At 67.6% G+C, this 20935-nt stretch carries 21 protein-coding genes; 8 read left to right on the top strand and 13 right to left on the bottom strand.

Annotation, left to right across the window (positions count from 1 at the left end):
* Positions 1-14: 14 nt before the first annotated feature.
* From FL625_RS14670 to FL625_RS14655, 4 genes are all read right to left on the bottom strand, one after another.
* On the bottom strand, positions 15-1175 hold the full coding sequence (locus FL625_RS14670) for a serine/threonine protein kinase (RefSeq protein ID WP_149589422.1): 1161 nt from the start codon (positions 1173-1175) through the stop codon (positions 15-17).
* A 451-nt stretch (positions 1176-1626) separates the two neighbouring features.
* The gene (locus tag FL625_RS14665) at positions 1627-3189 is read right to left on the bottom strand and encodes a CRTAC1 family protein (RefSeq protein WP_200833956.1); all 1563 of its coding nucleotides are present in this window, start codon (positions 3187-3189) and stop codon (positions 1627-1629) included.
* The gene (locus tag FL625_RS14660) at positions 3186-4490 is read right to left on the bottom strand and encodes a vanadium-dependent haloperoxidase (protein WP_149589421.1); all 1305 of its coding nucleotides are present in this window, start codon (positions 4488-4490) and stop codon (positions 3186-3188) included. The genes FL625_RS14665 and FL625_RS14660 overlap by 4 nt, the downstream gene beginning before the upstream one ends.
* A 73-nt stretch (positions 4491-4563) precedes the next feature.
* On the bottom strand, positions 4564-5937 hold the full coding sequence (locus tag FL625_RS14655; RefSeq protein WP_149589420.1) for an NAD(P)/FAD-dependent oxidoreductase: 1374 nt from the start codon (positions 5935-5937) through the stop codon (positions 4564-4566).
* A gap of 61 nt (positions 5938-5998) precedes the next feature.
* On the opposite strand from FL625_RS14655, the gene FL625_RS14650 reads away from it, so the two are divergent.
* The 6 genes from FL625_RS14650 to FL625_RS14625 all read left to right on the top strand — a co-directional run bounded on the left by FL625_RS14650 (position 5999) and on the right by FL625_RS14625 (position 10503).
* Positions 5999-7636 (top strand): N,N-dimethylformamidase beta subunit family domain-containing protein, encoded by a 1638-nt coding sequence (locus FL625_RS14650; protein WP_160147792.1) that lies wholly within the window; start codon positions 5999-6001, stop codon positions 7634-7636.
* A 45-nt stretch (positions 7637-7681) separates the two neighbouring features.
* The gene (ccmA, locus tag FL625_RS14645) at positions 7682-8296 is read left to right on the top strand and encodes a heme ABC exporter ATP-binding protein CcmA (RefSeq protein WP_149589418.1); all 615 of its coding nucleotides are present in this window, start codon (positions 7682-7684) and stop codon (positions 8294-8296) included.
* A gap of 76 nt (positions 8297-8372) precedes the next feature.
* The gene (ccmB, locus tag FL625_RS14640; RefSeq protein ID WP_149589417.1) at positions 8373-9029 is read left to right on the top strand and encodes a heme exporter protein CcmB; all 657 of its coding nucleotides are present in this window, start codon (positions 8373-8375) and stop codon (positions 9027-9029) included.
* 55 nt (positions 9030-9084) lie between these two features.
* A complete protein-coding gene (locus FL625_RS14635) occupies positions 9085-9813 on the top strand; it encodes a heme ABC transporter permease (RefSeq protein WP_200833955.1) in 729 nt (242 codons plus the stop codon).
* Entirely contained in the window at positions 9810-9971 is a 162-nt protein-coding gene (gene ccmD, locus FL625_RS14630; protein ID WP_149589416.1) for a heme exporter protein CcmD, read from the top strand. Before FL625_RS14635 ends, ccmD begins: the two co-directional genes overlap by 4 nt.
* Complete coding sequence (locus FL625_RS14625; protein ID WP_235019429.1) at positions 9964-10503, top strand: DsbE family thiol:disulfide interchange protein; 540 nt, start codon at positions 9964-9966, stop codon at positions 10501-10503. Before ccmD ends, FL625_RS14625 begins: the two co-directional genes overlap by 8 nt.
* A 139-nt stretch (positions 10504-10642) precedes the next feature.
* On the opposite strand, the gene FL625_RS18110 is transcribed toward FL625_RS14625, so the two are convergent.
* The gene (locus FL625_RS18110; protein ID WP_160147791.1) at positions 10643-10786 is read right to left on the bottom strand and encodes a hypothetical protein; all 144 of its coding nucleotides are present in this window, start codon (positions 10784-10786) and stop codon (positions 10643-10645) included.
* A gap of 112 nt (positions 10787-10898) precedes the next feature.
* Positions 10899-13586 carry an aconitate hydratase AcnA gene (gene acnA / locus FL625_RS14620; protein ID WP_149589415.1) on the bottom strand — a complete coding sequence of 896 codons (2688 nt, stop codon included), beginning with the start codon at positions 13584-13586 and terminating at the stop codon, positions 10899-10901.
* A 175-nt stretch (positions 13587-13761) separates the two neighbouring features.
* Here acnA and FL625_RS14615 point away from each other — a divergent pair, with 175 nt between their 5' ends.
* On the top strand, positions 13762-14457 hold the full coding sequence (locus FL625_RS14615; RefSeq protein WP_149589414.1) for a DUF1223 domain-containing protein: 696 nt from the start codon (positions 13762-13764) through the stop codon (positions 14455-14457).
* Positions 14458-14462: 5 nt separating this feature from the next.
* On the opposite strand, the gene FL625_RS14610 is transcribed toward FL625_RS14615, so the two are convergent.
* A complete protein-coding gene (locus FL625_RS14610; RefSeq protein ID WP_149589413.1) occupies positions 14463-15356 on the bottom strand; it encodes a lysophospholipid acyltransferase family protein in 894 nt (297 codons plus the stop codon).
* Between the two features lie 8 nt (positions 15357-15364).
* The gene (locus tag FL625_RS14605; RefSeq protein WP_149589412.1) at positions 15365-16246 is read right to left on the bottom strand and encodes a DMT family transporter; all 882 of its coding nucleotides are present in this window, start codon (positions 16244-16246) and stop codon (positions 15365-15367) included.
* A 167-nt stretch (positions 16247-16413) separates the two neighbouring features.
* Here FL625_RS14605 and FL625_RS14600 point away from each other — a divergent pair, with 167 nt between their 5' ends.
* On the top strand, positions 16414-16995 hold the full coding sequence (locus tag FL625_RS14600) for an outer membrane beta-barrel protein (protein ID WP_160147790.1): 582 nt from the start codon (positions 16414-16416) through the stop codon (positions 16993-16995).
* 45 nt (positions 16996-17040) lie between these two features.
* Here FL625_RS14600 and FL625_RS14595 read toward each other — a convergent pair whose 3' ends face one another.
* The 5 genes from FL625_RS14595 to FL625_RS18100 all read right to left on the bottom strand — a co-directional run bounded on the left by FL625_RS14595 (position 17041) and on the right by FL625_RS18100 (position 20929).
* On the bottom strand, positions 17041-18117 hold the full coding sequence (locus FL625_RS14595) for a flagellar motor switch protein FliG (protein WP_235019428.1): 1077 nt from the start codon (positions 18115-18117) through the stop codon (positions 17041-17043).
* 69 nt (positions 18118-18186) lie between these two features.
* The gene (locus tag FL625_RS18105) at positions 18187-18354 is read right to left on the bottom strand and encodes a hypothetical protein (protein WP_160147789.1); all 168 of its coding nucleotides are present in this window, start codon (positions 18352-18354) and stop codon (positions 18187-18189) included.
* 222 nt (positions 18355-18576) lie between these two features.
* A complete protein-coding gene (gene purB, locus FL625_RS14590; RefSeq protein WP_149589410.1) occupies positions 18577-19881 on the bottom strand; it encodes an adenylosuccinate lyase in 1305 nt (434 codons plus the stop codon).
* 65 nt (positions 19882-19946) lie between these two features.
* Positions 19947-20510 carry a hypothetical protein gene (locus FL625_RS14585; protein WP_149589409.1) on the bottom strand — a complete coding sequence of 188 codons (564 nt, stop codon included), beginning with the start codon at positions 20508-20510 and terminating at the stop codon, positions 19947-19949.
* Positions 20507-20929, bottom strand: a complete 423-nt coding sequence (locus FL625_RS18100; RefSeq protein ID WP_160147788.1) for a hypothetical protein — start codon at positions 20927-20929, stop codon at positions 20507-20509. The genes FL625_RS14585 and FL625_RS18100 overlap by 4 nt, the downstream gene beginning before the upstream one ends.
* Positions 20930-20935 lie beyond the last annotated feature (6 nt).

Raw genomic sequence — 20935 nt, 5'->3', positions numbered from 1 at the left:
GAGCTGTCCAGACCCTAGGGAAGAAGCCACCAGACCGCAGCCAGCCCGGCCAAGACGAGGGCGCCGCCAGCCCCGTATCTGGCCCAGGGACTCGGGGCCGTGGCCTCGTGCGCAGCGGCCACCGGGCGCGATGCTCCCGCGACAGGCCGGTCGGCGGGGCGGGCGGTCAGGCCTTCGGGCAGCGTTCCGCCCTCCTCGCCGATCCGGATCCAGTCCAGCCAGTCTGCTGCGGACTGGATGCGGTCGCGGGGCATGACGCGGGCCGCCTTGTCGATCGCTTCCAGGAAGCCTGGCGGATAGCCTTCGAACCGGCCGGCCAGAGGTTCATAGGGGTCGGGTTCCCCTTCCGCCACGCGGGCGAGCCGGCGCTGGCTTTCCGGTGGCGCCTTGCCCGAGATCAGATGATGGAAGGTCGCAGCCAGGGAATAGAGGTCGCTGGCCGGGCTCTGCTCGGCACCGGTCAGATAGAATTCCTGCGGCGAGTATCCTTCCTTGATGACCCGTCGGCCGGTCAGGACCCGGGTTGCCCGCACCACCTGTTCGCTGGCGGCACCGAAGTCGATCAGGATCGGGTTGCCGCTCTTGTCCACCAGGATGTTGTCGGGCGAGATGTCGCGGTGCAGGATCCCGGCCTGGTGGATGAACTCCACCGCGCTCAGCATCTTCTTCAGCATGGTCACGATCTGATCGGGCGTGAAGGCCTGATCGGTCGAGTTCATGATGTCGTGCAGGTCCTGGCCGTCGATATAGTCGATGGCCATGTAGGCGGTGTCATTGTCCTCGAACACCTGGTGCACGCCGACGATGTTCGGGTGCACCAGCCGGGCCAGGCTCTTTGCCTCGGCGATGAAGCTTTCGACGAAGCCGCGGAAATCGTTCTGGTGCTTCCGCGAACGGGCACGGACCAGGCTGGTGGACCTGCGGCAGAGCGCGTTCGGAAAGCATTCCTTGATCACCACGGTCCGGTTCAGGCTGTCCTTCGCCAGATAGGTGATTCCGAAGCCGCCGCTGTTCAGGAAACCCTCGATCGTGTAGTGCCCGCCCAGAAGCTTGGTCCCCGGCTTCAGGTCATCAGCGAAGGCATCCGGGTCCACGCGGCCCAGTTCGGTCTCCAGCTGATTGCTGATCTGCGTCGGGCCTTGCGTCACGTTACACCTGCCGGTCAGGTCACTCATCAATTCACACGGTATGCCCACCAGCGCGTTGCGCGAGTGTTGCCGGACTTACGTTCCTGCGGGTTAATGCGCACCGGCATCAATTCGATGGATCGCTGCATCCGTTAACAATTCTAACTCCTAAGAAGCGGCGGACGCAAATGCCCAAGATTTCTGGAAAAAACGGCGTCCTGATTGCTTTGGCGCCAAATCCCGGCCGAGAATGAAACTTTCGCGAAGCAGTTTCGGCAAGGCCATGATTCAGAATGGATTTTTTGCCCTGCGCGCAGTTGGCGGCAAGATTCGCATTTTGCGAAGTGTGACAATTTCCTTTGTGGCCCCATGAGGATGCGCCTTGATCTTGCCCTAATCATACCATGCTTCCGGAAGTCGCGGGATCGAGGCAGATGGCTTGCAATCAGGGATTGTGCGTGCAGGCCTGGTCTGCCTCCGCACATGATTCGCGCGGCGATCAGCCGGGACTCCAGGCCTCCGCCGGTTTGCCGGGGCGCAGGATCTGGAAACTGCCTGCCGGCAGGGTCAGCCACGGATCCTCGGATCCATCCGGCCAGATGACCCGCATCTCCGCGCTTGTTGCTTCGCCAAGCCCGAAATGCAGCCATCCGACCGAGCCCGAAACATGGCCGCCGCCCGAGGCGATCTCATGGCGCTCGATCGCCTCGCCGCGCCGGATCTCGACCAGCGCGCCGATGGCGTCGCGGTTGGTGCCGTCCTGCGCCAGCCGGACCTGCACCCAGTTGCCAGCGCTTTCGCCGGTCTGGCGCCAGACCTCGGCCGGGGTCCAGCGGTTCACCACCACGATGTCCAGCAGGCCGTCGAGGTTCAGGTCCACCACCTGCGCGCCGCGACCGATGCCCATGCTGGCGACCCCCGCTCTGTCTCCGGCCTCGACGAAGGGGCCGTCGGCGGTGCCGAGCAGCAGGTTGTTCGGGTCGCGCTCGGCGAAGTCCGGCATCTTCGCCACGTTGCCCTTGGCCACGAAGATGTCCAGCCTTCCGTCGTTGTTCACGTCGGCGAATTGCGGGTGCCAGGCGGTGGAGGGGCGCAGGTCGTCGCCGGTATACGGCCTGTGGGCTGTCACCCCGGACTTGAAGGCCAGATCGGCGTAATCCGGCTTGCCCGAGGCCGGATCCTTGAGGAACTGCAGCTTGTTGTCGGCCATCGAGGTCAGGAAATAGTCCTGATAGCCGTCGCGGTTCACATCCGCCGCCGCGATCCCCATGCCCCAGATGCGCAGGCGCTTCCAGCCCTCGGCCTCGGTGTAAAGCCGCGGCGGCTGGCCGGGGTCGAGGTGCCAGAGCTGTTCCTGCCCACCCTTGTAGTATTCCCGGTCGTTCGACACTCGCAGCGCCCACTGGCCCGACCTGTTCCAGTCGGTGAACAGCATCGACAGTGCACAGAAGGACGGTGTCAGCGGGATCGGCGGGGCGAAGCTGCGACCCTCGGGCCGGTGCAGCCAGTTGTCGGTGCAGGACCCCCAGGGGAAATCCTCGGCCGCGCGGTCGATGTAGTTGCCGATGGCGATGGTCGGCCAGTCCCGGCCCTTCTCCCAGATCGCGGCGAAGGCGGTGGACCAGGCGTCACCGCCGTCGAAGCCCCAGGCCTCGGTCGCGTCCCCGAACTTGCAGTCGCCAAGGCCCCGCAGCAGGCGGTTCGGCCCCTGCCGCAGCACCACCAGATCCATCACCCCGTCGCTGTCGATGTCCAGCGGATAGGCGCCCAGCACAGCGTCCATGGTCAGGGCCTCGGTCTTCGCGAAGGAAAGCGGACCTCCCGGCGTGCTGCGGTTCAGATACAGCGCCGAAGGGCCGGCACCGCCCGACAGGAAGAGCTCGGGGAAGCCGTCCCCGGAACAGTCGAAGCTGGCGACCCCGCCGCCGACCATGTAGTCCCAGTCGCCCTCATAGACGGTGGACAGCCCCGAAGTTGCGGTCTCGTCGATAAAGGCCGGGACCGCCGGATCGGCAAGGGCAGGCAGGGCCACAGAGCAGAGGACTGCGATCGCGCCCCTCACGCGAAGGTCCTCAGCCGTGCGGCATGGGCGCCGATGCAGCGGCCCTGCACCAGGCCTTCGTCGCAGGCAAACCGGTAGTGGATTCCACCGTAAAGCCTTGATATGGCTGCCTCCTCCGCTGCCTCGCGGAAGTTGGCGAACCGGCGCACCGGCAGGCCGTCGTCTTCGTGGGTGGCATCCTCGAAGGCGAAGTTCTCGCCGAAGATCGCGGTCAGCGCCACTTCGGCCGCGCCGGACTGCACCGAATGGCCCGAGGGATATTCCGGGAAGGGCGGCGTGATCAGCAGCGTCTCCCATTTCGGGTCGATGTGGCGCTTGATGTAGGTGACCGGCCGGATCAGGTTGTAGATGTATTTCTCGCGCCAGCAGGCGATGAAGGCATCGGCCACCGCGATCCCGTTCACCGCCAGCGCCGCCGCCGTGCGTTCGGCCGGCAGCCTGTCCCGCTCGGCGATCTGGAGGATGATCGAGACCCAGTGCCCGGGCGGGGTCGGGGACAGCATCGGGTCGTCCGACCAGAAGCGGGCGATGATCTTCTGCTCGTCGGTCAGGGTTTTCGAGACGTCATAGACCTCGCGCGCGGCCTCGTAGAAGGCGGTGCCGGGTTCGGTCGAGAATGCGGGATGCGCGGGCACGGTGCAGGCGGCCGCCTCGGGCATGGCGAAGGTGCGGTTCGTGCCCCAGTTCGGCAAAAGCGGCGCCTGCTGGATGCGGATGTCGCTGGTCGGGACCCAGTCGGACGGATCCTCGCCAAAGGTGTAATCATAGGGAAAGCCGAGGTTTTCCACCACCGCGCCGCCGTCGGACTGCGACCAGGCCCAGACATGGTCGGCGATGGCCAGCCCGTGCGCGCGGCTCGCGGCGGCAATCTCGGGCGCAAGGTCGCGGTCGATCTCACCGGCCAGCTTGCGCGCCATGGCCTGCATCGCGCCCTGGCCGCTGGGGCCGGTGTTGCCGAAGAAATCGACCATCGCCTTGCCGAGGGCCGCATCCAGCACCGCTGCCGGGTCGAGGCCCGGGGCAGGGGCGGGCAGGGGTTCCAGTCCGTGCACCTGGCCCGCCAGCGTCACCGGCCCCGGCACCAAGCCCACATGACATTCATGCGCGATGATGCCGACATAGGCGAAGGCGCGGCTGGCCACGGGGGGCGAATAGGTCGCGGTGTGGCGCACCAGTTCAAGCACCAGACGGTGCCAGTCGATCAGAGCGCCCCGGCACAGCTCGGCCCGGTCGGCGGCAAGGGCGGGCGACGCAAGCAGCGCGACGGACCCGGCAAGGAACTGACGGCGATCGATGGACATTGCGGATTCCCCCCCAGCAGATGGGGCGCACGGTAGGCCAAGCCGTCCGGTCCGGGCAAGCGTTCAGTTTGCGCTAACCGCGCCCGGTCAGCCAGTTCCCCAGCGCCGCCAGCTTCGACGGCCCCGCGCCCGGCCGGTCCTCGCGCCGGTCGGCGGCGTTCAGCAGCGCATACATCCCGTGCACCCCCAGCCAGCGGATCGGCTCGGGCTCCCAGTTGCGCACCCGGCGGTTGACCCAGGGCAGGTGGACCAGGTCCGTGTCCCGTCCCAGGGCCAGGTCGGCCAGCGTCCGCCCCGCGAGGTTCGAAGTGGAAACCCCCACCCCCACATAGCCCCCCGCCCAGCCCAGGCCGGTGGTCGGGTCCAGCCCCACCGTCGCGCACCAGTCGCGCGGCACGCCCAGGACGCCGCACCAGGCATGGTCTATCCTGGCGCCCCGTGCGGCGGGGAAATGCCGGTGCAGGATCGCGGTCAGCCGCCGGATCGTTTCGGGGTCCGGCGCGCCGTTCGTGTCGAGGTTCGAGCCGAACCGGTAGGGAACCCCGCGCGCGCCCACGGTGATCCGACCCTCGCGCGTGCGCTGGCAATAGCAATAGGCGTTGGCGAAATCGCCCACGATCTCATGGCCTTGCCAGCCGATCTTCTCCCACACCTCGGGCGGCAGCGGCTCGGTCGCGATCTGGGCCGAGTTCATCGGCAGCCATTCCCGCTTGTGCCCCGGCAATCCTGCCGTGAAGCCCTCGGTGCAGCGCAGGATCACCGGCGCCTCGACGCGGCCGTGGTCGGTGGTGACCACCCCCGGCTCATAGCCCGTGACGGTGGTGCCCTCGACGATCCTGACGCCCGCGCGCTCCACCGCCTTGGCCAGCCCCCGGACCAGCTTGGCCGGCTGCACGCGCGCCACGTTCGTCACCACCATCGCGCCAAGCGCCCCGGGGATGCGGATGCGCGCCTCCAGGTCCTTCGCCGACATCTCGAAGACCCGGTCCTCCTCGCCCCAGTGCCGCCGGTGCGCCACCTCGGCCCGCATCCGCCCGAGCTGCGCCGGCTTCGTCGCCACCATCAGCTCGTCGGTGCGCTGGATGTCGGCCTCGATCCCGCAGGCCTCGGCCACGCGGATCACTTCTTCCACCGTGCCGTTCATCGCCTCGACCATGGCGCGCACCGCGTGCTCCGACGAGCTCTCCAGATACCGCGCATGGTTCCAGGCAAAGCCGCCCGTCAGCCAGCCCCCGTTCCGGCCCGAGGCGCCGAAGCCCGCGAACTCCTTCTCGATCACCAGCACGTCCAGCGCGGGGTTCGCCTGTTTCAGGTACCAGGCGGTCCAGAGCCCGGTATATCCCGCCCCGATGATCGCCACATCCGCCGTCGTGTCGCCGGCCAGCGCCGCGCGCCGGTAGGGCAGGCCGATGTCGGCATACCAGAACGAGACATCTCCGATCCGCATGAAACCCCCTGTTTTCGGCCAAGGGGCCACAGCAACGGCCACATTTCAAGGATCAAGCCCGTTGCCATCGCCCCGCGCCCCGCCGATGCTGCGCGAAAACCACGCGAGGCGCACGATGCAAGGCTTCTTCGTCCCCGGTCCCCATGACGACGGCGATCCGGTCACCGGGCATTATTTCGAGACCGCCTCGCCCGACCCGGCGCGCCCCCAGGTCTGGGGCTACACCGCCGCGCTGTCCTACCGGCCGGGAGAGACCCTGCGCCTCCACGCCATGTCCTCGGCCCGCGAAGCCCGCCTGGTCATCGCCCGCGACGGCCTCACGCCCTTCACCGTCCTCGACACCACCATCCCAACCCGTTTCGCCGCCACCCCTTCCGATTGCTCGGTCAAGGGCTGCGGCTGGCCCGAGGCCTTCGAGACGCGGATCCCCGAGGACTGGCCGACCGGCGTTTATACCGTGACGCTGGAGATCGACGGCCACTCCTCCCAAGGCATGTTCGTCCTGAAACCCGCCCGACCCACCACGAAGCTGGCCCTGATCCTCGCCACCGGCACCTGGTGCGCCTACAACGACTGGGGCGGGTCGAACCATTACCAGGGCCTCTGCGGCCCGACCGGGGGGGATTTCGCCGCCGAGGTCAGCCTCCTGCGCCCCTGGGCCAAAGGCTTCGTCCGCTGGCCCGAGGACGCCCCCCGCATCCCCCATGCCTCGCCGCTTCTCTCCCGCCCGCGCTATCCGCACATGGACTACGCCCGCGCGAACGGCATTTCCAAGAAATACGCCTCCTCTGGCTGGGCCGCGTTTGAGCGCCCCTTCGCGCTTTGGGCGGAGGGGCAGGGCATCGCACTGGACTACGTCACCCAGCACGACCTCCACGCCGACCCCGACCTTCTGAAAGGTTACCCGCGCGCCGTCATCGTCGGCCATGACGAATACTGGACCTGGGAGATGCGCGACCATCTCGACGCCTGGATCGACGCAGGCGGCCAGCTTGCGCGCTTCGGCGGCAACTTCTTCTGGCAGACGCGGCTCTCGCCCGACCTCCTCACCCAGACCTGCCACAAGTCCAGGGCCGAGGCCGAGGACCCCCTTGGCCAGACCGACCGCATCACCAGCTACTGGGACCACCCCCGCGCCCGCCGCCCGGCCGTGGCGACGATGGGCCTGACCGGATCAATGGGCGTCTATGCCGGCTGGAGCCGCTGCGCCGCCCACGGCTCCGGCGGCTTCACCCTCTATCGCCCCGACCATTGGTCGATGGCCGGCACCGGCCTTGGCTACGGCGATGTCCTTGGCGCGCACTCGAAGATCTTTGGCTACGAGGTGGACGGGATCGACTACGAGATCCGCAAGGGCCTGCCATACCCCGCCCCCGATACCGGGCTGGAAGGGGACCTGACCATCGTCGCCCTCTCGCCCGCCACCACGCTGGCGCATCACACCGGGCCGCACGACATGGATCACTTCATCGGCACGCTCGACGCCGAGGAGGTGGCGCAGACCGTATATGGCGCGATCACGCCGGAAACGCTCGGCCTAGCCAGCCGCGGCAACGGCTGCATGGCGGAATACCGGCGGGGCAGGGGGGCCGTGTTCAACGCCGCCTCCTGCGAATGGGTCGCGGGCCTGATCGCGCGGGAGCGGCCGGTCGAGGTGGTGACGCGCAACATCCTTCTCGGGGACTGGGAGGATGGCTGACCATCCCCCTTTCCGATCTCCCCACCTTCGGCTAGGGCTTCGGCCATGCTGAAACTGGATGACCTTGCGGTGGCCCGGGGCGGCGTCACGGTCCTGCGCGGCCTGACGCTGCGCGTGGCCTCTGGCGAGGCGCTGATCCTGCGCGGACCGAACGGGGCGGGCAAGACCACGCTCCTGCGCACGCTGGCCGGCCTGCAACCGCCCGCCGGGGGGGCCTTCGACCTGTCCCCCGATACGGTCGCCTATGCCGCCCATGCCGACGGGCTGAAATCGACCCTGACCGTGGCCGAGAACCTGGAATTCTGGTCGCGCATCTACGGCGGTCCGGGGATCCACGCGGCCCTGGCCGCGCTCGACCTGACCGCCCTCGTCCGCCGCCGCGCCGGAGAGCTTTCCGCCGGCCAGAAGCGCCGCCTGGGCCTCGCGCGGCTTCTGGTGACGGGGCGGCCGGTCTGGCTGCTCGACGAACCCACCGTCAGCCTCGACGTGGCCTCGGTCGCGCTCTTTGCCGCCGCGGTTCGCGCGCATCTGGCGCATGGCGGGCTTGCGGTCATCGCCACCCATGTGGATCTCGGCCTGCCCGAGGCGCAGGTGCTCGACCTCGAGCCCCACCGCGCCCGGGTGATCCAGAATACCGGCTTCGACGAGGCCTTCGCATGACCGACCCCGGCACCCGGATGCGCCGTCGGAGCCTCCGGCGGGAGTATTTTGGAAAAGGGCAAATGCGGGGGGCGTCATGAAGGCGCTGCTGCTGCGCGACCTGCGGCTTGCCTTCCGCTCCGGCGGCGGGTTCGGGCTGGGGCTGGCGTTCTTCTTCCTTCTGTCGGTGCTGGTGCCCTTGGGGGTCGGGCCCGAGGGCGGGACGCTGGGCCGGATCGCGCCGGGGATCCTGTGGGTCGGCGCGCTCCTGGCCTGCCTTCTGTCTCTGGACCGGATCTTCGCGCTGGATCACGAGGACGGATCGCTGGACCTGCTGGCCACTGCGCCGATCCCGCTTGAGGCTGTCGTCGCGGTCAAGGCGCTTGCGCACTGGCTGGTCACGGGCTTGCCCCTGACCCTGATCGCGCCCGGGCTGGCGGTGTTCCTGAACCTGCCCTCGGGGGGCTATCCCTGGCTTGTGGTGAGCCTCGTGCTCGGCACGCCGGCCCTGTCGATGATCGGCGCCTTCGGCGCTGCGCTCACCGTGGGCCTGCGCCGGGGCGGGCTTCTCCTGTCGCTGTTGGTCCTGCCGCTCTATGTGCCCACCCTTATCTTCGGCGGAGAGGTCGTCCGGCGCGGGGCCGAAGGGATGGCGTTGGGGACGCCCCTGGCGCTGCTTGCAGCGATCAGCCTGGGGGCAGCGGCGCTGTTGCCGTTTGCGGCCGCAAGCGCGATCCGCGTCAATTTGCGCTGAACTCTCGCGCGATGGTGTGTTGAGCGGAAAACTGGAACAGGATAGGCAACTGCCCATGTCGATTTGGGAATATGCGAACCCGAAGAAGTTCATGCAGACCTCGGCCTGGGCCTTGCCCTGGGCTGTGGGGCTGACGGTGATCCTGCTGGTCGTCGGCCTGGTCTGGGGCTTCTTCTTCACGCCCGACGACTACAAGCAGGGCTCGACGGTCAAGATCATCTACCTGCATGTGCCCGCCGCGATGATGGCGATCAATGCCTGGATCATGATGCTGGTGACCTCGCTGATCTGGATCGTCCGCCGCCACCACGTCTCGGCGCTCGCTGCCAAGGCCGCCGCGCCGGTGGGGCTGACCTTCACGCTGATCGCGCTGGTCACCGGCGCGCTCTGGGGCCAGCCGATGTGGGGCACCTGGTGGGCCTGGGACCCGCGGCTTACCTCGTTCCTGATCCTGACGCTGTTCTATTTCGGCTACATGGCGCTCTGGGCGGCCATCGAGGACCCCGACACGGCGGCCGACCTGACCTCGATCCTCTGCCTGGTTGGCTCGGTCTTTGCGCTCCTGTCGCGCTATGCGGTGAACTTCTGGAACCAGGGGCTGCACCAGGGGGCCTCGCTGTCGATGGACAAGCAGGAGAATGTGTCGGACGTGTTCTGGCTGCCGCTGGTGGTCTGCATCGCGGGCTTCATCCTCCTGTTCGTGACCATGGTCCTCGTGCGCACCCGGACCGAGATCCGTGCGCGGCGGCTGAAGGCCCTTCTGGCGCGGGAGCGGGTCGCATGATGCCGGATCTGGGGAAATACGCCGTCGCGGTGCTGGGGTCCTATCTGGCCACGGCGGTGCTGGTCGCGGCGCTGGTCGGGCTGTCGCTGTGGCAGTCGGCGCGGATGAAGCGCGCGCTGGCCGAGGTCGAGGCGCGGCAGGAGAAGTCGGATGGCTAGGTGGCTGATGATCCTGCCCCCGGTCCTGTTCGCGGGACTGGCGGGGCTGTTCTACGCGGGGATGCAGCGGTCGAACCCCGGAGAGCTGCAATCGGTCTTCGTCGGCCGACCGGCGCCGGCCCTGCCCGCGACGACGCTGCCGGGCATCCCCGGGCTGACCGAAGCCGATCTGCGGTCGGGCGAGGTGACGGTGGTCAACTTCTGGGCCACCTGGTGCCCGCCCTGCCGGGCCGAACATCCGGTGCTGAAGGAGATGGCTGCCCAAGGCATCCGGGTCGCCGGGGTCAACATCCGCGACGACGACGCGAAGGCCGTGGCCTACCTGGCCGAGGAGGGCAACCCCTTCATCGGTGTCGCCACCGACCCGACGATGCGCGGGGCGATTGACTGGGGGGTCACCGCCCCGCCCGAGACCTTCATCATCGGAGGGGACGGGACCGTCCTGTTCCGCTTTGTCGGGCCGCTGGTCGGCACCGATTACGAGACCCGCTTCAAGCCGGAACTGGAGAAGGCGCTGGCCGGCGGCAGCTGAGTGTCCACGGTGGACATTTTCTGATCGTCCAATGATCCCAATGACTTGGTCGCGGACGTTAGGGATCTCTTAACTTCTGCACTGCCCGGTCTGACCCCCGTCGCAGGCCCCGGGAACCGCCCGGTTCGCGGCGCGTGCCCTAGATCAGCGCAAGGGTCAGGACGAGTACGAAGCCCGCGAGCAGCGTCAGGTCAATCGGGGCCGGGGTCGGAAGCGCGCGGCCCGTCGAGCGGGCCGGGGTCATGGCCTGTTGCGGGCGGAGGGGCGGAAAGCGGTCGGACATGGTGCAAAGCCTTCTGGCCGGGGACTACCTCAGACTGCCGCCGAAACTCGGAACAAAAAGTGAAGACCCGGGGGTTGCCCGGGCCTTCCGTGGAAACAGTGCGTTTCCGCGCTCAGGACGCTGCGAGATTCCGCAGCACATAGTGCAGGACGCCGCCATTCTGGACGTATTCGATCTCGATGGCGGTATCGATCCGGCACTTCAGCTGGATCACCTTCTCGCTGCCATCGGCATAGCGGATGGTGCAGGGCACCAGGCTGAGCGGCTTGAGGTCGCCCTCCAGCCCGCCGATCGAGACCACTTCGTCGCCCTTCAGACCCAGCGTCTTGCGGGTGTCGCCGCCGGTGAACTCGAAGGGGATGACGCCCATGCCGACCAGGTTCGAACGGTGGATACGCTCGAAGGATTCGGCGATGACCGCCTTGACGCCCAGCAGCGCCGTGCCTTTCGCCGCCCAGTCGCGCGACGACCCCGCGCCGTATTCGATGCCGCCGAAGATCACCAGGGGCGTGCCTTGCGCCTGGTAGGCCATCGAGGCGTCGTAGATCGAGGTCTGCGCGCCGTCCGGTCCCTTGGTGTAGCCGCCCTCGACCCCGTCCAGCATCTCGTTCCGGATGCGGATGTTGGCGAAGGTGCCGCGCATCATGACCTCGTGGTTGCCGCGCCGGGCGCCGTAGCTGTTGAACTCGGACACCGGAACACCGCGTTCGGTCAGATACTTGCCGGCCGGAGTTGAAGCCTTGAACGAACCGGCCGGGCTGATGTGGTCGGTGGTGATCATGTCGCCCAGAAGCGCCAGCACCCGCGCGCCGGTGATGTTGCGAATGACGCCGGGCTTGGCGGACATGCCCTGGAAATAAGGCGGATTCTGGATGTAGGTCGAGCTCGGCGGCCAGTCGTAGGTTTCCGAATCCGTGACCTGCACGGCCTGCCACCTGGCGTCGCCCTTGAACACATCGGCGTATTTCTTCTGGAACGCTTCGCGGGTGACGACCGCGTGGACGATGTCGGCGATTTCCTTGTTGGTCGGCCAGATGTCCTTGAGATAGACCGGCTTGCCGTCCTTCGACGTGCCGAGCGGTTCCGTCGTCAGGTCGATGTTCATGTCGCCCGCCAGGGCATAGGCCACGACGAGGGGCGGCGAGGCGAGGTAATTCGCGCGCACGTCCGGGCTGATCCGGCCCTCGAAGTTGCGGTTGCCCGACAGCACGGCGGCCGCCACCAGGTCGCCCTCGTTGATCGCCCTGGAAATCTCCGGCTGCAAAGGCCCGGAGTTGCCGATGCAGGTGGTGCAGCCGTAGCCGACGAGGTTGAAGCCGATGGCGTCGAGATCCTCCTGCAGGCCGGCGGCATTGAGGTATTCCGACACGACCTGCGACCCCGGCGCGAGCGAGGTCTTGACCCAGGGCTTGCGGTTCAGACCCAGCGCGCGGGCCTTGCGCGCCACCAGACCCGCGCCGATCAGGACATAGGGGTTCGAAGTGTTGGTGCAGGAGGTGATCGAGGCGATCACCACCTTGCCGGAGGAGAGCTTGTAGTCCTGCCCCTCGACGGCGACCTCGACGCCTAGCGGGCGCTTGAAGCTGGTCTCCATCTCGCGCGCGAAGGAGGCCTTGGCCTCGGTCAGCGGCAGGTAGTCCTGCGGGCGCTTGGGCCCGGAGATGGCGGGGACGATCTCGCCCATGTCGAGGTGCAGGGTCGAGGAGTAGATCGGGTCGTAGTCCGGGCCGCGCCACATGCCGTTGGCCTTGGCATAGGCCTCGACCAGCGCGATGCGGCCCTCGTCGCGGCCGGTCTGGCGCAGGTAGCGCAGGGTCTCGTCGTCCACCGGGAAGAAGCCGCAGGTGGCGCCGTATTCCGGGGCCATGTTGGCGATGGTGGCGCGGTCGGCAAGCGGCAGGTGGTCAAGCCCTTCGCCGTAGAACTCGACGAACTTGTTCACCACGCCATGCTTGCGCAGCATCTGCACGACCTTCAGCACCAGGTCGGTCGCGGTGGTGCCCTCGCGCATCTGGCCGGTCAGCTTGAAGCCCACGACCTCGGGGATCAGCATGGACACCGGCTGGCCCAGCATCGCGGCCTCGGCCTCGATCCCGCCCACGCCCCAGCCGAGGACGGCCAGGCCGTTGACCATTGTGGTGTGGCTGTCGGTGCCGACCAGCGTGTCGGGGTAGGCGACCAGCTCGCCGTTCTGGTCCTTGTCGGTCCAGACGGTCTGCGCGAGGTATTCCAGGTTCACCTGGTGGCAGATGCCGGTGCCGGGCGGCACGACGCGGAAGTTGTTGAAGGCGTTCTGGCCCCATTTCAGGAAGACGTACCGCTCCATGTTCCGCTCGTATTCGCGGTCCACGTTCATCTGGAAGGCGCGGGGGTGGCCGAATTCGTCGATCATGACCGAGTGGTCGATGACCAGGTCCACCGGCACCAGCGGGTTGATCTTCGCGGCCGAGCCCTTCAGCCCCTTGATCCCGTCGCGCATCGCGGCGAGGTCCACGACGGCCGGGACGCCGGTGAAGTCCTGCATCAGCACGCGGGCCGGGCGATAGGCGATCTCGATCGGGTTCTGGCCGCCGTTCTTGCCCCAGGTGGAGAAGGCCTTGATGTCGTCCACGCTGACGGTCTTGCCATCCTCGAAGCGCAGCATGTTTTCCAGCACGACCTTCAGGCTGGCGGGCAGGCGCGAGAACTCGCCCAGGCCCGCGGCCTCGGCGGCGGGGATCGAGTAGTAATGGACCGTCTGGCCGCCGGCGGTCAGGGTCTTGCGGGTCTTGGAAAGGTCATGTCCAACGGTGACGGTCATCTCTGGCTCCCATGAAGGTCGGTTGCGGCGGATTTGTATACCATTGTATGCCGAATATCCAGCCCCGCTTTGCGGCTTTCCTACAGCATATGACAGGTCTCTCGCAAAACCTTGATTGGCTCGCGCTGCCGGGCATCCCTATAACGCACTGGGGACAAGGATCAGGATACGCGACATGCGACATTTCGTCAGCGCCGCTTGCGGGATCTGGCTTGCGGCCGCGGTGCCCTTGCAGGCCGAGCCGGTGGTGGTGGTGGAGCTTTATACCTCCCAGGGCTGTTCCTCCTGCCCGCCGGCCGATGAATTCGTGGCGATGCTGGCGTCGAACCCGCAGATCCTGCCCCTCGCGCTGCATGTCGATTACTGGGACTACATCGGCTGGGAAGACCGTTTCGCCAAGGCGCAGTTCACCGACCGCCAGCGCGCCTATGCCAAGGCGGTGGGCTCGCGGACGATCTACACGCCGCAGTTGATCATCGGCGGGCAGGACCGGATCGAGGGGTTCGCGCCGGAAAAGACCGCCAAGCTGCTGCGCGCGCATCTGGAAGCCGGCACGCCGGTGCGGCTGACAGTCCAGCGCGAGGGCGACAGGCTGGTGATCCGGGCCGAGGCGGATCCGCCGCTGGACGAGCCCGTCCGGGTGCAGCTGGTGCGCTATACCCCGGAAGAGACGGTGCGGATCGAGCGGGGCGAGAACGCCGGCAAGACCATAACCTACACCAATATCGTCACCTCGTGGGAACGGCTGGGCGACTGGTCCGGCCGCGAGCCGCTGGAAGTGACGGCACCCTTTCCGGGCGACGAGCCGGGGGCTGTGATCGTTCAGCAGGACGGGCCGGCCGCGATCCTTGCCGCCGCGCGGGTGGACTGACGCCGCTAGACCTGCCCACCGCCCTTCCAGCGGCGATGGATCCAGAACCACTGGCCGGGATGGGCGCGGACGCGGGTCTCCAGCGCCGCGGTCACCGCCTGCATCATCGCTTCGGGCGCCTCGTGCGGGATCGGCGCGTCGAGCTCCACCCGGAATCCCAGTCCGTCCGGCTGGCGGATGGCGAAGAAGGGGATCAGGTCGGCCTTCAGCCGCAGCGCCAGTTCCGCCGCCGACAGCGCCGTGCGCGCGGGCTGGCCGAGGAAGGGCAGGACCGGCGCCCCGCCCACGTCCTGGTCGAACAGAAGGACGAGCTGCCCCCCCGCCTTCAGATGCCGCACGAAGCCCGCGGTCCCGCTGCGTCCCTGCGGAAAGACCGGGCCGCCGAAAGCCTGCATCGTGCGGACGTAATGCGCGTTGAAATAGCGGTTCGACAGGTTGCGGTAGAGCCCGCCGATCTGGAACCCCCGTGCCACCAGCGCGGCGCGCGCGGCCTCGTAATTGCCGAAATGGCCCGAGACCAGGATCACCGGCCGCCCGGAGTTGCGCGCCTCGATCAGCGCGGCATAGCCCGGCCCCTCGGGCTCGATGGCGCCGGCGCGGGCCAGGAAATCGCGGGTCGAATAGTTCTCGATCAGGGTCCGGCCGGCATTGTCCAGCGCGGCGGCTGCGATGGCCTCGCGTTCGTGCGGGGGCAGGTCGGGCCAGACCAGCGCCAGGTTCTCGCGCGCCCGCGCGGTGTAGCCCGCGACCGGACCGATCGCCCGACGCATCAGCCAGCCCACCAGCGGTACCCGCCAGCGATAGGGCAGGGCCAGTGCCAGCCCGATCAGCCCGCGCGCCACCAGGTTGACCGCATAGTGGTCGGGGCGGAAGGGCTGGGCATCTCCGGCAGGGGGCATCGGGGCTTTCACGGCTGAGGCGCGCGCAGCGCCCGGTTTTCGCGGTGCCAGACATAAAGTCCCGCCCCCACGATCACAAGCGCACCGACTACAGTCCAGCGATCCGGCCACTGGTCATACAGCACCACGCCCCAGACTGCGGCGAAGACGATCCCGAGGTAGGCGAAGGGCGCGACGATCCCGGCCTCGGTGATGGAGAAGCTGCGGATGATGCAGAGCTGCGCCCCGGTGCCGAGGCAGGCGATCAGGCCAAAGCGCCAGAGATCCTCGGTTGCGACCGGGGTCCAGACGAAGGGCAGGGCGGCCCCTGCCGCGATGGTCCCGAACAGCGCGGCATAGACCATCGAGGCCCAGACGCTTTCCTGCGCCCCGATCCGCCGCGTCAGCAGGGCCGATGTCGCATAGGAGAGCGCGCAGAGGAAGGGCAGGATCGCGGCCCAGGTGAAGACCCCGGCGCCGGGGCGGATCACGATCAGCGCACCGATCAGCGCAACGACCACGCCCGCGATGCGCCGCGGTCCGAGCCTTTCGCCCAGGAAGAGCGCCGCGCCAAGCGTGATGAGCACGGGGTTGGTGTCGGCGATGGCCGTCGCTTCGGCCAGGCCGATATGGGCCAGCGACAGGAAGAAGAAGGTGGTCGCCCCGAACTGCGAGGCCGAACGCCAGAAGTGCAGCACCGGAAAGCGCGTGCGCAGGACCGGGCCGAGGTGGTGACGCAGGATCAGAAGGACCAGCACCAACTGCCCGGCGAAGCGGACCCAGATCACCTGCGCGGCCGGATAGCGGTCGATCAGCCCCTTGGCGGTGGCATCCATCGCGGTGAAAAGGAAGATCGCCAGGATCATCAACGCCACGCCGCGCGTGACCTGGGACAGATGGACGACCGACATCCGGTGGTTCTAGAGGCTTGTGCCCGCGCCGGCAAGGGGCGCAGCTGGCGCGACGATCGCCCCGGATTGTTCGTGAATTGGCTACAGGAAGCCGGATTCCCCGACTGTCCCCAACGGCAACAAGCTGTATAAAGCCTGTATTCATGACGTTGATTGGAGGATGTATCATGAGATTTGTTCTTGCGGCGGTGCTGGGTCTTTCGGCAGGGGCGGTGCAGGCGGGCGGACCCGTTGCTGTCGCCGCAGAGCCCGAGGTTGCCGCGCCGGCTGCTGCCCCGGCGGGGTGGGACTGGACCGGGTTCTACGCCGGTGTCAGCGCCGTTAGCGGGAGCTTCAGCGATAGTTCCATCGATTACGACACCTCGGGCTTCGGGATCCACGCCGGCTACCTGCGCGATTTCGGCCGTGCCATTGTCGGGGGCGAACTGTCCTTTTCCAAGGGGGACTATGGCGATCTCGCCCCTGCGTCGGACTGGGACGCGACGCGGGTCAAGCTGATCGGCGGCTACGATGCGGGCCGCTTGCTGCCTTATGCCTTCGTTGGCATGACCAAGTACGATCTGAACCAGACGCCCGCCTTTTCCGACACGATGGTGAACTATGGCATCGGCGCCCGTCTTGCCCTCGGACAAGGCGGCAAGTTCGTCGCCGGGATCGAGTACCTCGTCGAGAACAAGGACAATTTCGACGGAACCGGTGTCAAGGTCAAGAACAGCGAAGTTGCGCTGCGGCTGGACTACCGGTTCTGACACATCGGACGGGATTGCCTGATCGGCATCCCCGCCCCCTTTTCCTCAGACATCCTCGGGCTGGATCAGGGTGATCTCGCCCGAGGCTTCAAGCGTGCGGATCGCAGTGACGACGGCGGTCATCGCCTCTTCGGCCTCCTTCTCCCTGATCCTGCCGCGAGCGGCCATTTCCTCGCGCAGGCCCTGGGCCAGGCGCTGCGAGATGTTGGCCAGGATGAATTCGGCCGCCTCCTCAAGCCCCGGCTTGCCCGTGGCAAAGGCCAGCGCGGCCACCAGCTGCGGCTGGTCCACGAGGCGGGTGATCTTGGGCGTGTCGCGCGGGTTCAGGCGCGCAGGGATATGGGCGAAGGTGAAGATCGCCTTGCGCACCTCGGCGGCAAAGGCGGCATCCTCGGCCTCCAGACCCTCCAGCACCTCGTCGCGGGTCAGCGATGGCGAGACGTTCAGGATTGCCCCCACGCGCTGCACCGGCCCCTGCTCGAAGGCCTTCGGCGGCTGGTTGTCGAGTTCGGCCAGCAGCGCTGCACCGATCCGGCGCACCGTTTCGGGGTCCACGTTTCCGGTCAGCGATACCGCATAGGCGACCCGGCGTGCCCGTTCGCCCGGCAGCTTGCCCAGAAGCTCGGCCGACTTGGCCACCGGCAGTTTCGAGAGCATCACGGCGCCGACCTCGACCGCCTCGTTCAGAAGGATCGGCAAGAGCCGGTCCGTCGGCAGCGCGGTGATGCGTTCCCAGGGGTCGATCTTGGACGAGGCTGTGGACATCCGCCGCAGCCGTTGGGCCGCCGATTGCGAGATGTGACCGTCCATCATCGACAGCGCGCCTTCAATCCCGCCGGGGAAGGCGAGGCCGACCGATTCCAGTTCGGCGAGGAACTCGGCCACCACCTCGTCCAGCGTGGCGCGGTCAACCAGGCGCATCTGACCCATCTGCTCGGCCAGGGCGGCCTGCATGTGTTCGGGCAAGGCCGAAAGCGGCAGCGAGGTTTCCTGCGAAAGCAGAAAGCGCACGATCACGGCTGCCTTCTGTCGCGGCGTCAGAACGCGGCGGGGCAAGGGGTTGACGGCCACGGCCCGGCGTTCCGGGGTGATCCGGGCAAGGGGCACCATATCCTGCGGCATCGCATCCTCATCGATTCCCGATGGGGAAAGCCTGGCAGCCGCAGGTTAATGCATGCTTGAGGCCGGGCGTCAGCTGGTCGGCTTTTCGACGCAGGTGCCCTTGGCGCTGTCCCAGACCATTCCGGGCTCGCAGCTGGCGGCGGTCTGGTCGATGCGTTCGCCCCGGCAGCCGGCTGCGGCCGACAGGCTGGGGACGAGCGTGAAGGCGAGAACGGCGAGAAGGCTGGCTGGTTTCATCGGGTCCTCCGTCTGTTGATGGCCTCTGTCAGGGTCGGCTGGCGCAGGTCGTTCCGGTCTTCATGGCGGCGGCAGCCGCAAGCCGCGGCGCGAGGGCAAGAGATGCGACAACGATCATTCGCATTGGCCTGCCTGTCCGCAACAATCGGAAAGGTAGCACGATTGTGTCCACGGCAAGACCGGAAAAACGCGACCGGCCCGGCAGGGCCGATCACGGTTCCGTCATTCGCCGAAAACGCGGGCGAAGATCGTGTCGACGTGCCTGGTGTGGTAGCCGAGGTCGAACTTCTCCTCGATCTCGGCGGGGGAGAGCGCGGCCGTGACCTCGGGGTCGGCCAGAAGCTCGGACTTGAAGTCGGCGCCCTTCTCCCAGACCTTCATCGCGTTCCGCTGCACCAGACGGTAGGCGTCCTCGCGGCTGACGCCGGCCTGGGTCAGGGCCAGAAGCACGCGCTGGCTCATCACCAGGCCTTTGAACTTGTTGAGGTTCTTCAACATGTTCTCGGGATAGACCACCAGCTTCTCCACCACGCCCGCCAGCCGGTGCAGCGCGAAATCCAGCGTGATCGTGGTGTCGGGGCCGATCATCCGTTCGACAGAAGAATGGCTGATGTCGCGTTCGTGCCAGAGCGCCACGTTCTCCAGCGCCGGGACCACGGCCATGCGCACCAGCCGGGCAAGGCCGGTCAGGTTCTCGGTCAGGACCGGGTTGCGCTTGTGCGGCATGGCCGAACTGCCCTTCTGGCCCGGCGAGAAATACTCCTCAGCCTCCAGCACCTCGGTCCGCTGCATGTGGCGGATCTCGATGGCGACGTTCTCGATGCTGCTTGCGATCACCCCCAGCGTGGCGAAGAACATCGCATGCCGGTCGCGCGGGATCACCTGGGTCGAGATGGGCTCGGGCGTCAGGCCCAGCATCTTGCAGACATGTTCTTCCACCCGCGGGTCGATGTTGGCGAAGGTGCCCACCGCGCCGGAAATCGCGCCGGTCGCCACCTCTTTCCTTGCGTTTTCAAGCCGTTCACGGTTGCGCTTCATCTCGGCGTAGAAGCGGGCGAAGGTCAGACCCATGGTGGTCGGCTCGGCATGGATGCCGTGGCTGCGGCCGATGCGGATGGTGTCCTTGTGTTCATAGGCGCGGGCCTTCAGCGCGGCGAGCACCCGGTCTAGGCCCTTGAGCAGCAGGTCCGCCGCCCGCACCAGCTGGATGTTCAGCGTGGTGTCCAGCACGTCCGACGAGGTCATGCCCTGGTGGACGAAGCGCGCCTCGTCGTTGCCGATGATCTCGGCCAGGTGGGTGAGGAAGGCGATCACGTCGTGCTTGGTCACCGCCTCGATCTCGTCGATCCGGGCCACATCGAAAGGCACGTCCTTGGCGCGCCAGACGGCCTCGGCGTTCTCCTTCGGGATCACCCCCAGCGCTGCCTGGGCATCGCAGGCATGGGCCTCGATCTCGAACCAGATGCGAAAGCGGGTTTCCGGGGACCAGATCGCCACCATTTCGGGGCGGGAATAGCGCGGGATCATCGGGAACCTCGGGTCAGGGGCATGTCCGAGCCCCCTTACGCCGGGCAGGGTCAGCGCGCAAGGCGTCAGGGGAAGGCCGCGACCAGCGCGGGCGGGATGTTCAGCGGCGTGACGAGGCCCGCCAGAAGCGCGATCAGCACCGCCGAAACCCCCGCACCGGCCGCCAGCACGCCGCGGCCGGCGCGGGGATGGCGCCGCGACAACGGCACCGACAGGTGGACGAACAGCGCCACCACCGCCAACCCGTAGTAGGCCGCGAAGAGGACCGGCCAGGGTGCCGGGGCGTGCAGCCCGGCGGCGGCGAAGGCCAGGTCGGTCTCGATGCCCTGCCACCGGGCCGCGAGCACCGCGGCAACGTGCATTGCAAGGAACAGCGCGAGATAGCCGCCCGACAGGGTTTGCGGCGTCCTCCGCCGTCGGCGCAGGGCCAGCGCGGCCCCAAGCGCCGCCTGAGCCGCAACGCTCAGCAGGAGCAGGGGCTCGACCATGGGATGCCGGTAGGCCCTACGCAGCGTTTCCTGCACCGCGCCATGCACATCCTGCCCGGCCAGCCCGGACAGGTGGGTCCCGAGGTGCATGGCAAGGAACAGCACCAGCAGGACCGCCAGCAGTCGGTGGGCCAGCCTCATGCCAGCCCGTCCGGGCCAAGCGCCGGGAGCGCCGGGAACGAGACCCGGGGCGGCAGGATCCAGACCGAGCCAAGCCGCGTCACGCTGCAGGTCAGGAACAGGAGGGTCGCGGACCGAACCAGCGCGACCGGCAACGCGGCAAGGGCCGGCCTCCAGTCTGGAATCAGACCCTCCGCGATCAGGGCCAGACCGCTCGGCGCCATCATTGCTGTTGCCGCATGCCAGACACCGGAGCGGACCGCCTTGACCCGCTCGGGCCAGTCGGAACCGACCATCGGCAGGTCGATCAGGCGCCCGCCGCGGAAGATACGGACAAGATCAAGGACAGGCGCCGCAATTCCGGCAGACAGTGGCAGCGGGGGCATCGCATGCTCCATACGGTTGCGTATGGAGTAGCCGGGCCGCTGGACCTTGTCCATACGGCT

The organism is Tabrizicola flagellatus (assembly GCF_008271465.1).
Classification (GTDB): domain Bacteria; phylum Pseudomonadota; class Alphaproteobacteria; order Rhodobacterales; family Rhodobacteraceae; genus Tabrizicola; species Tabrizicola flagellata.
This window is presented reverse-complemented; position numbering and strand designations above follow the sequence as displayed.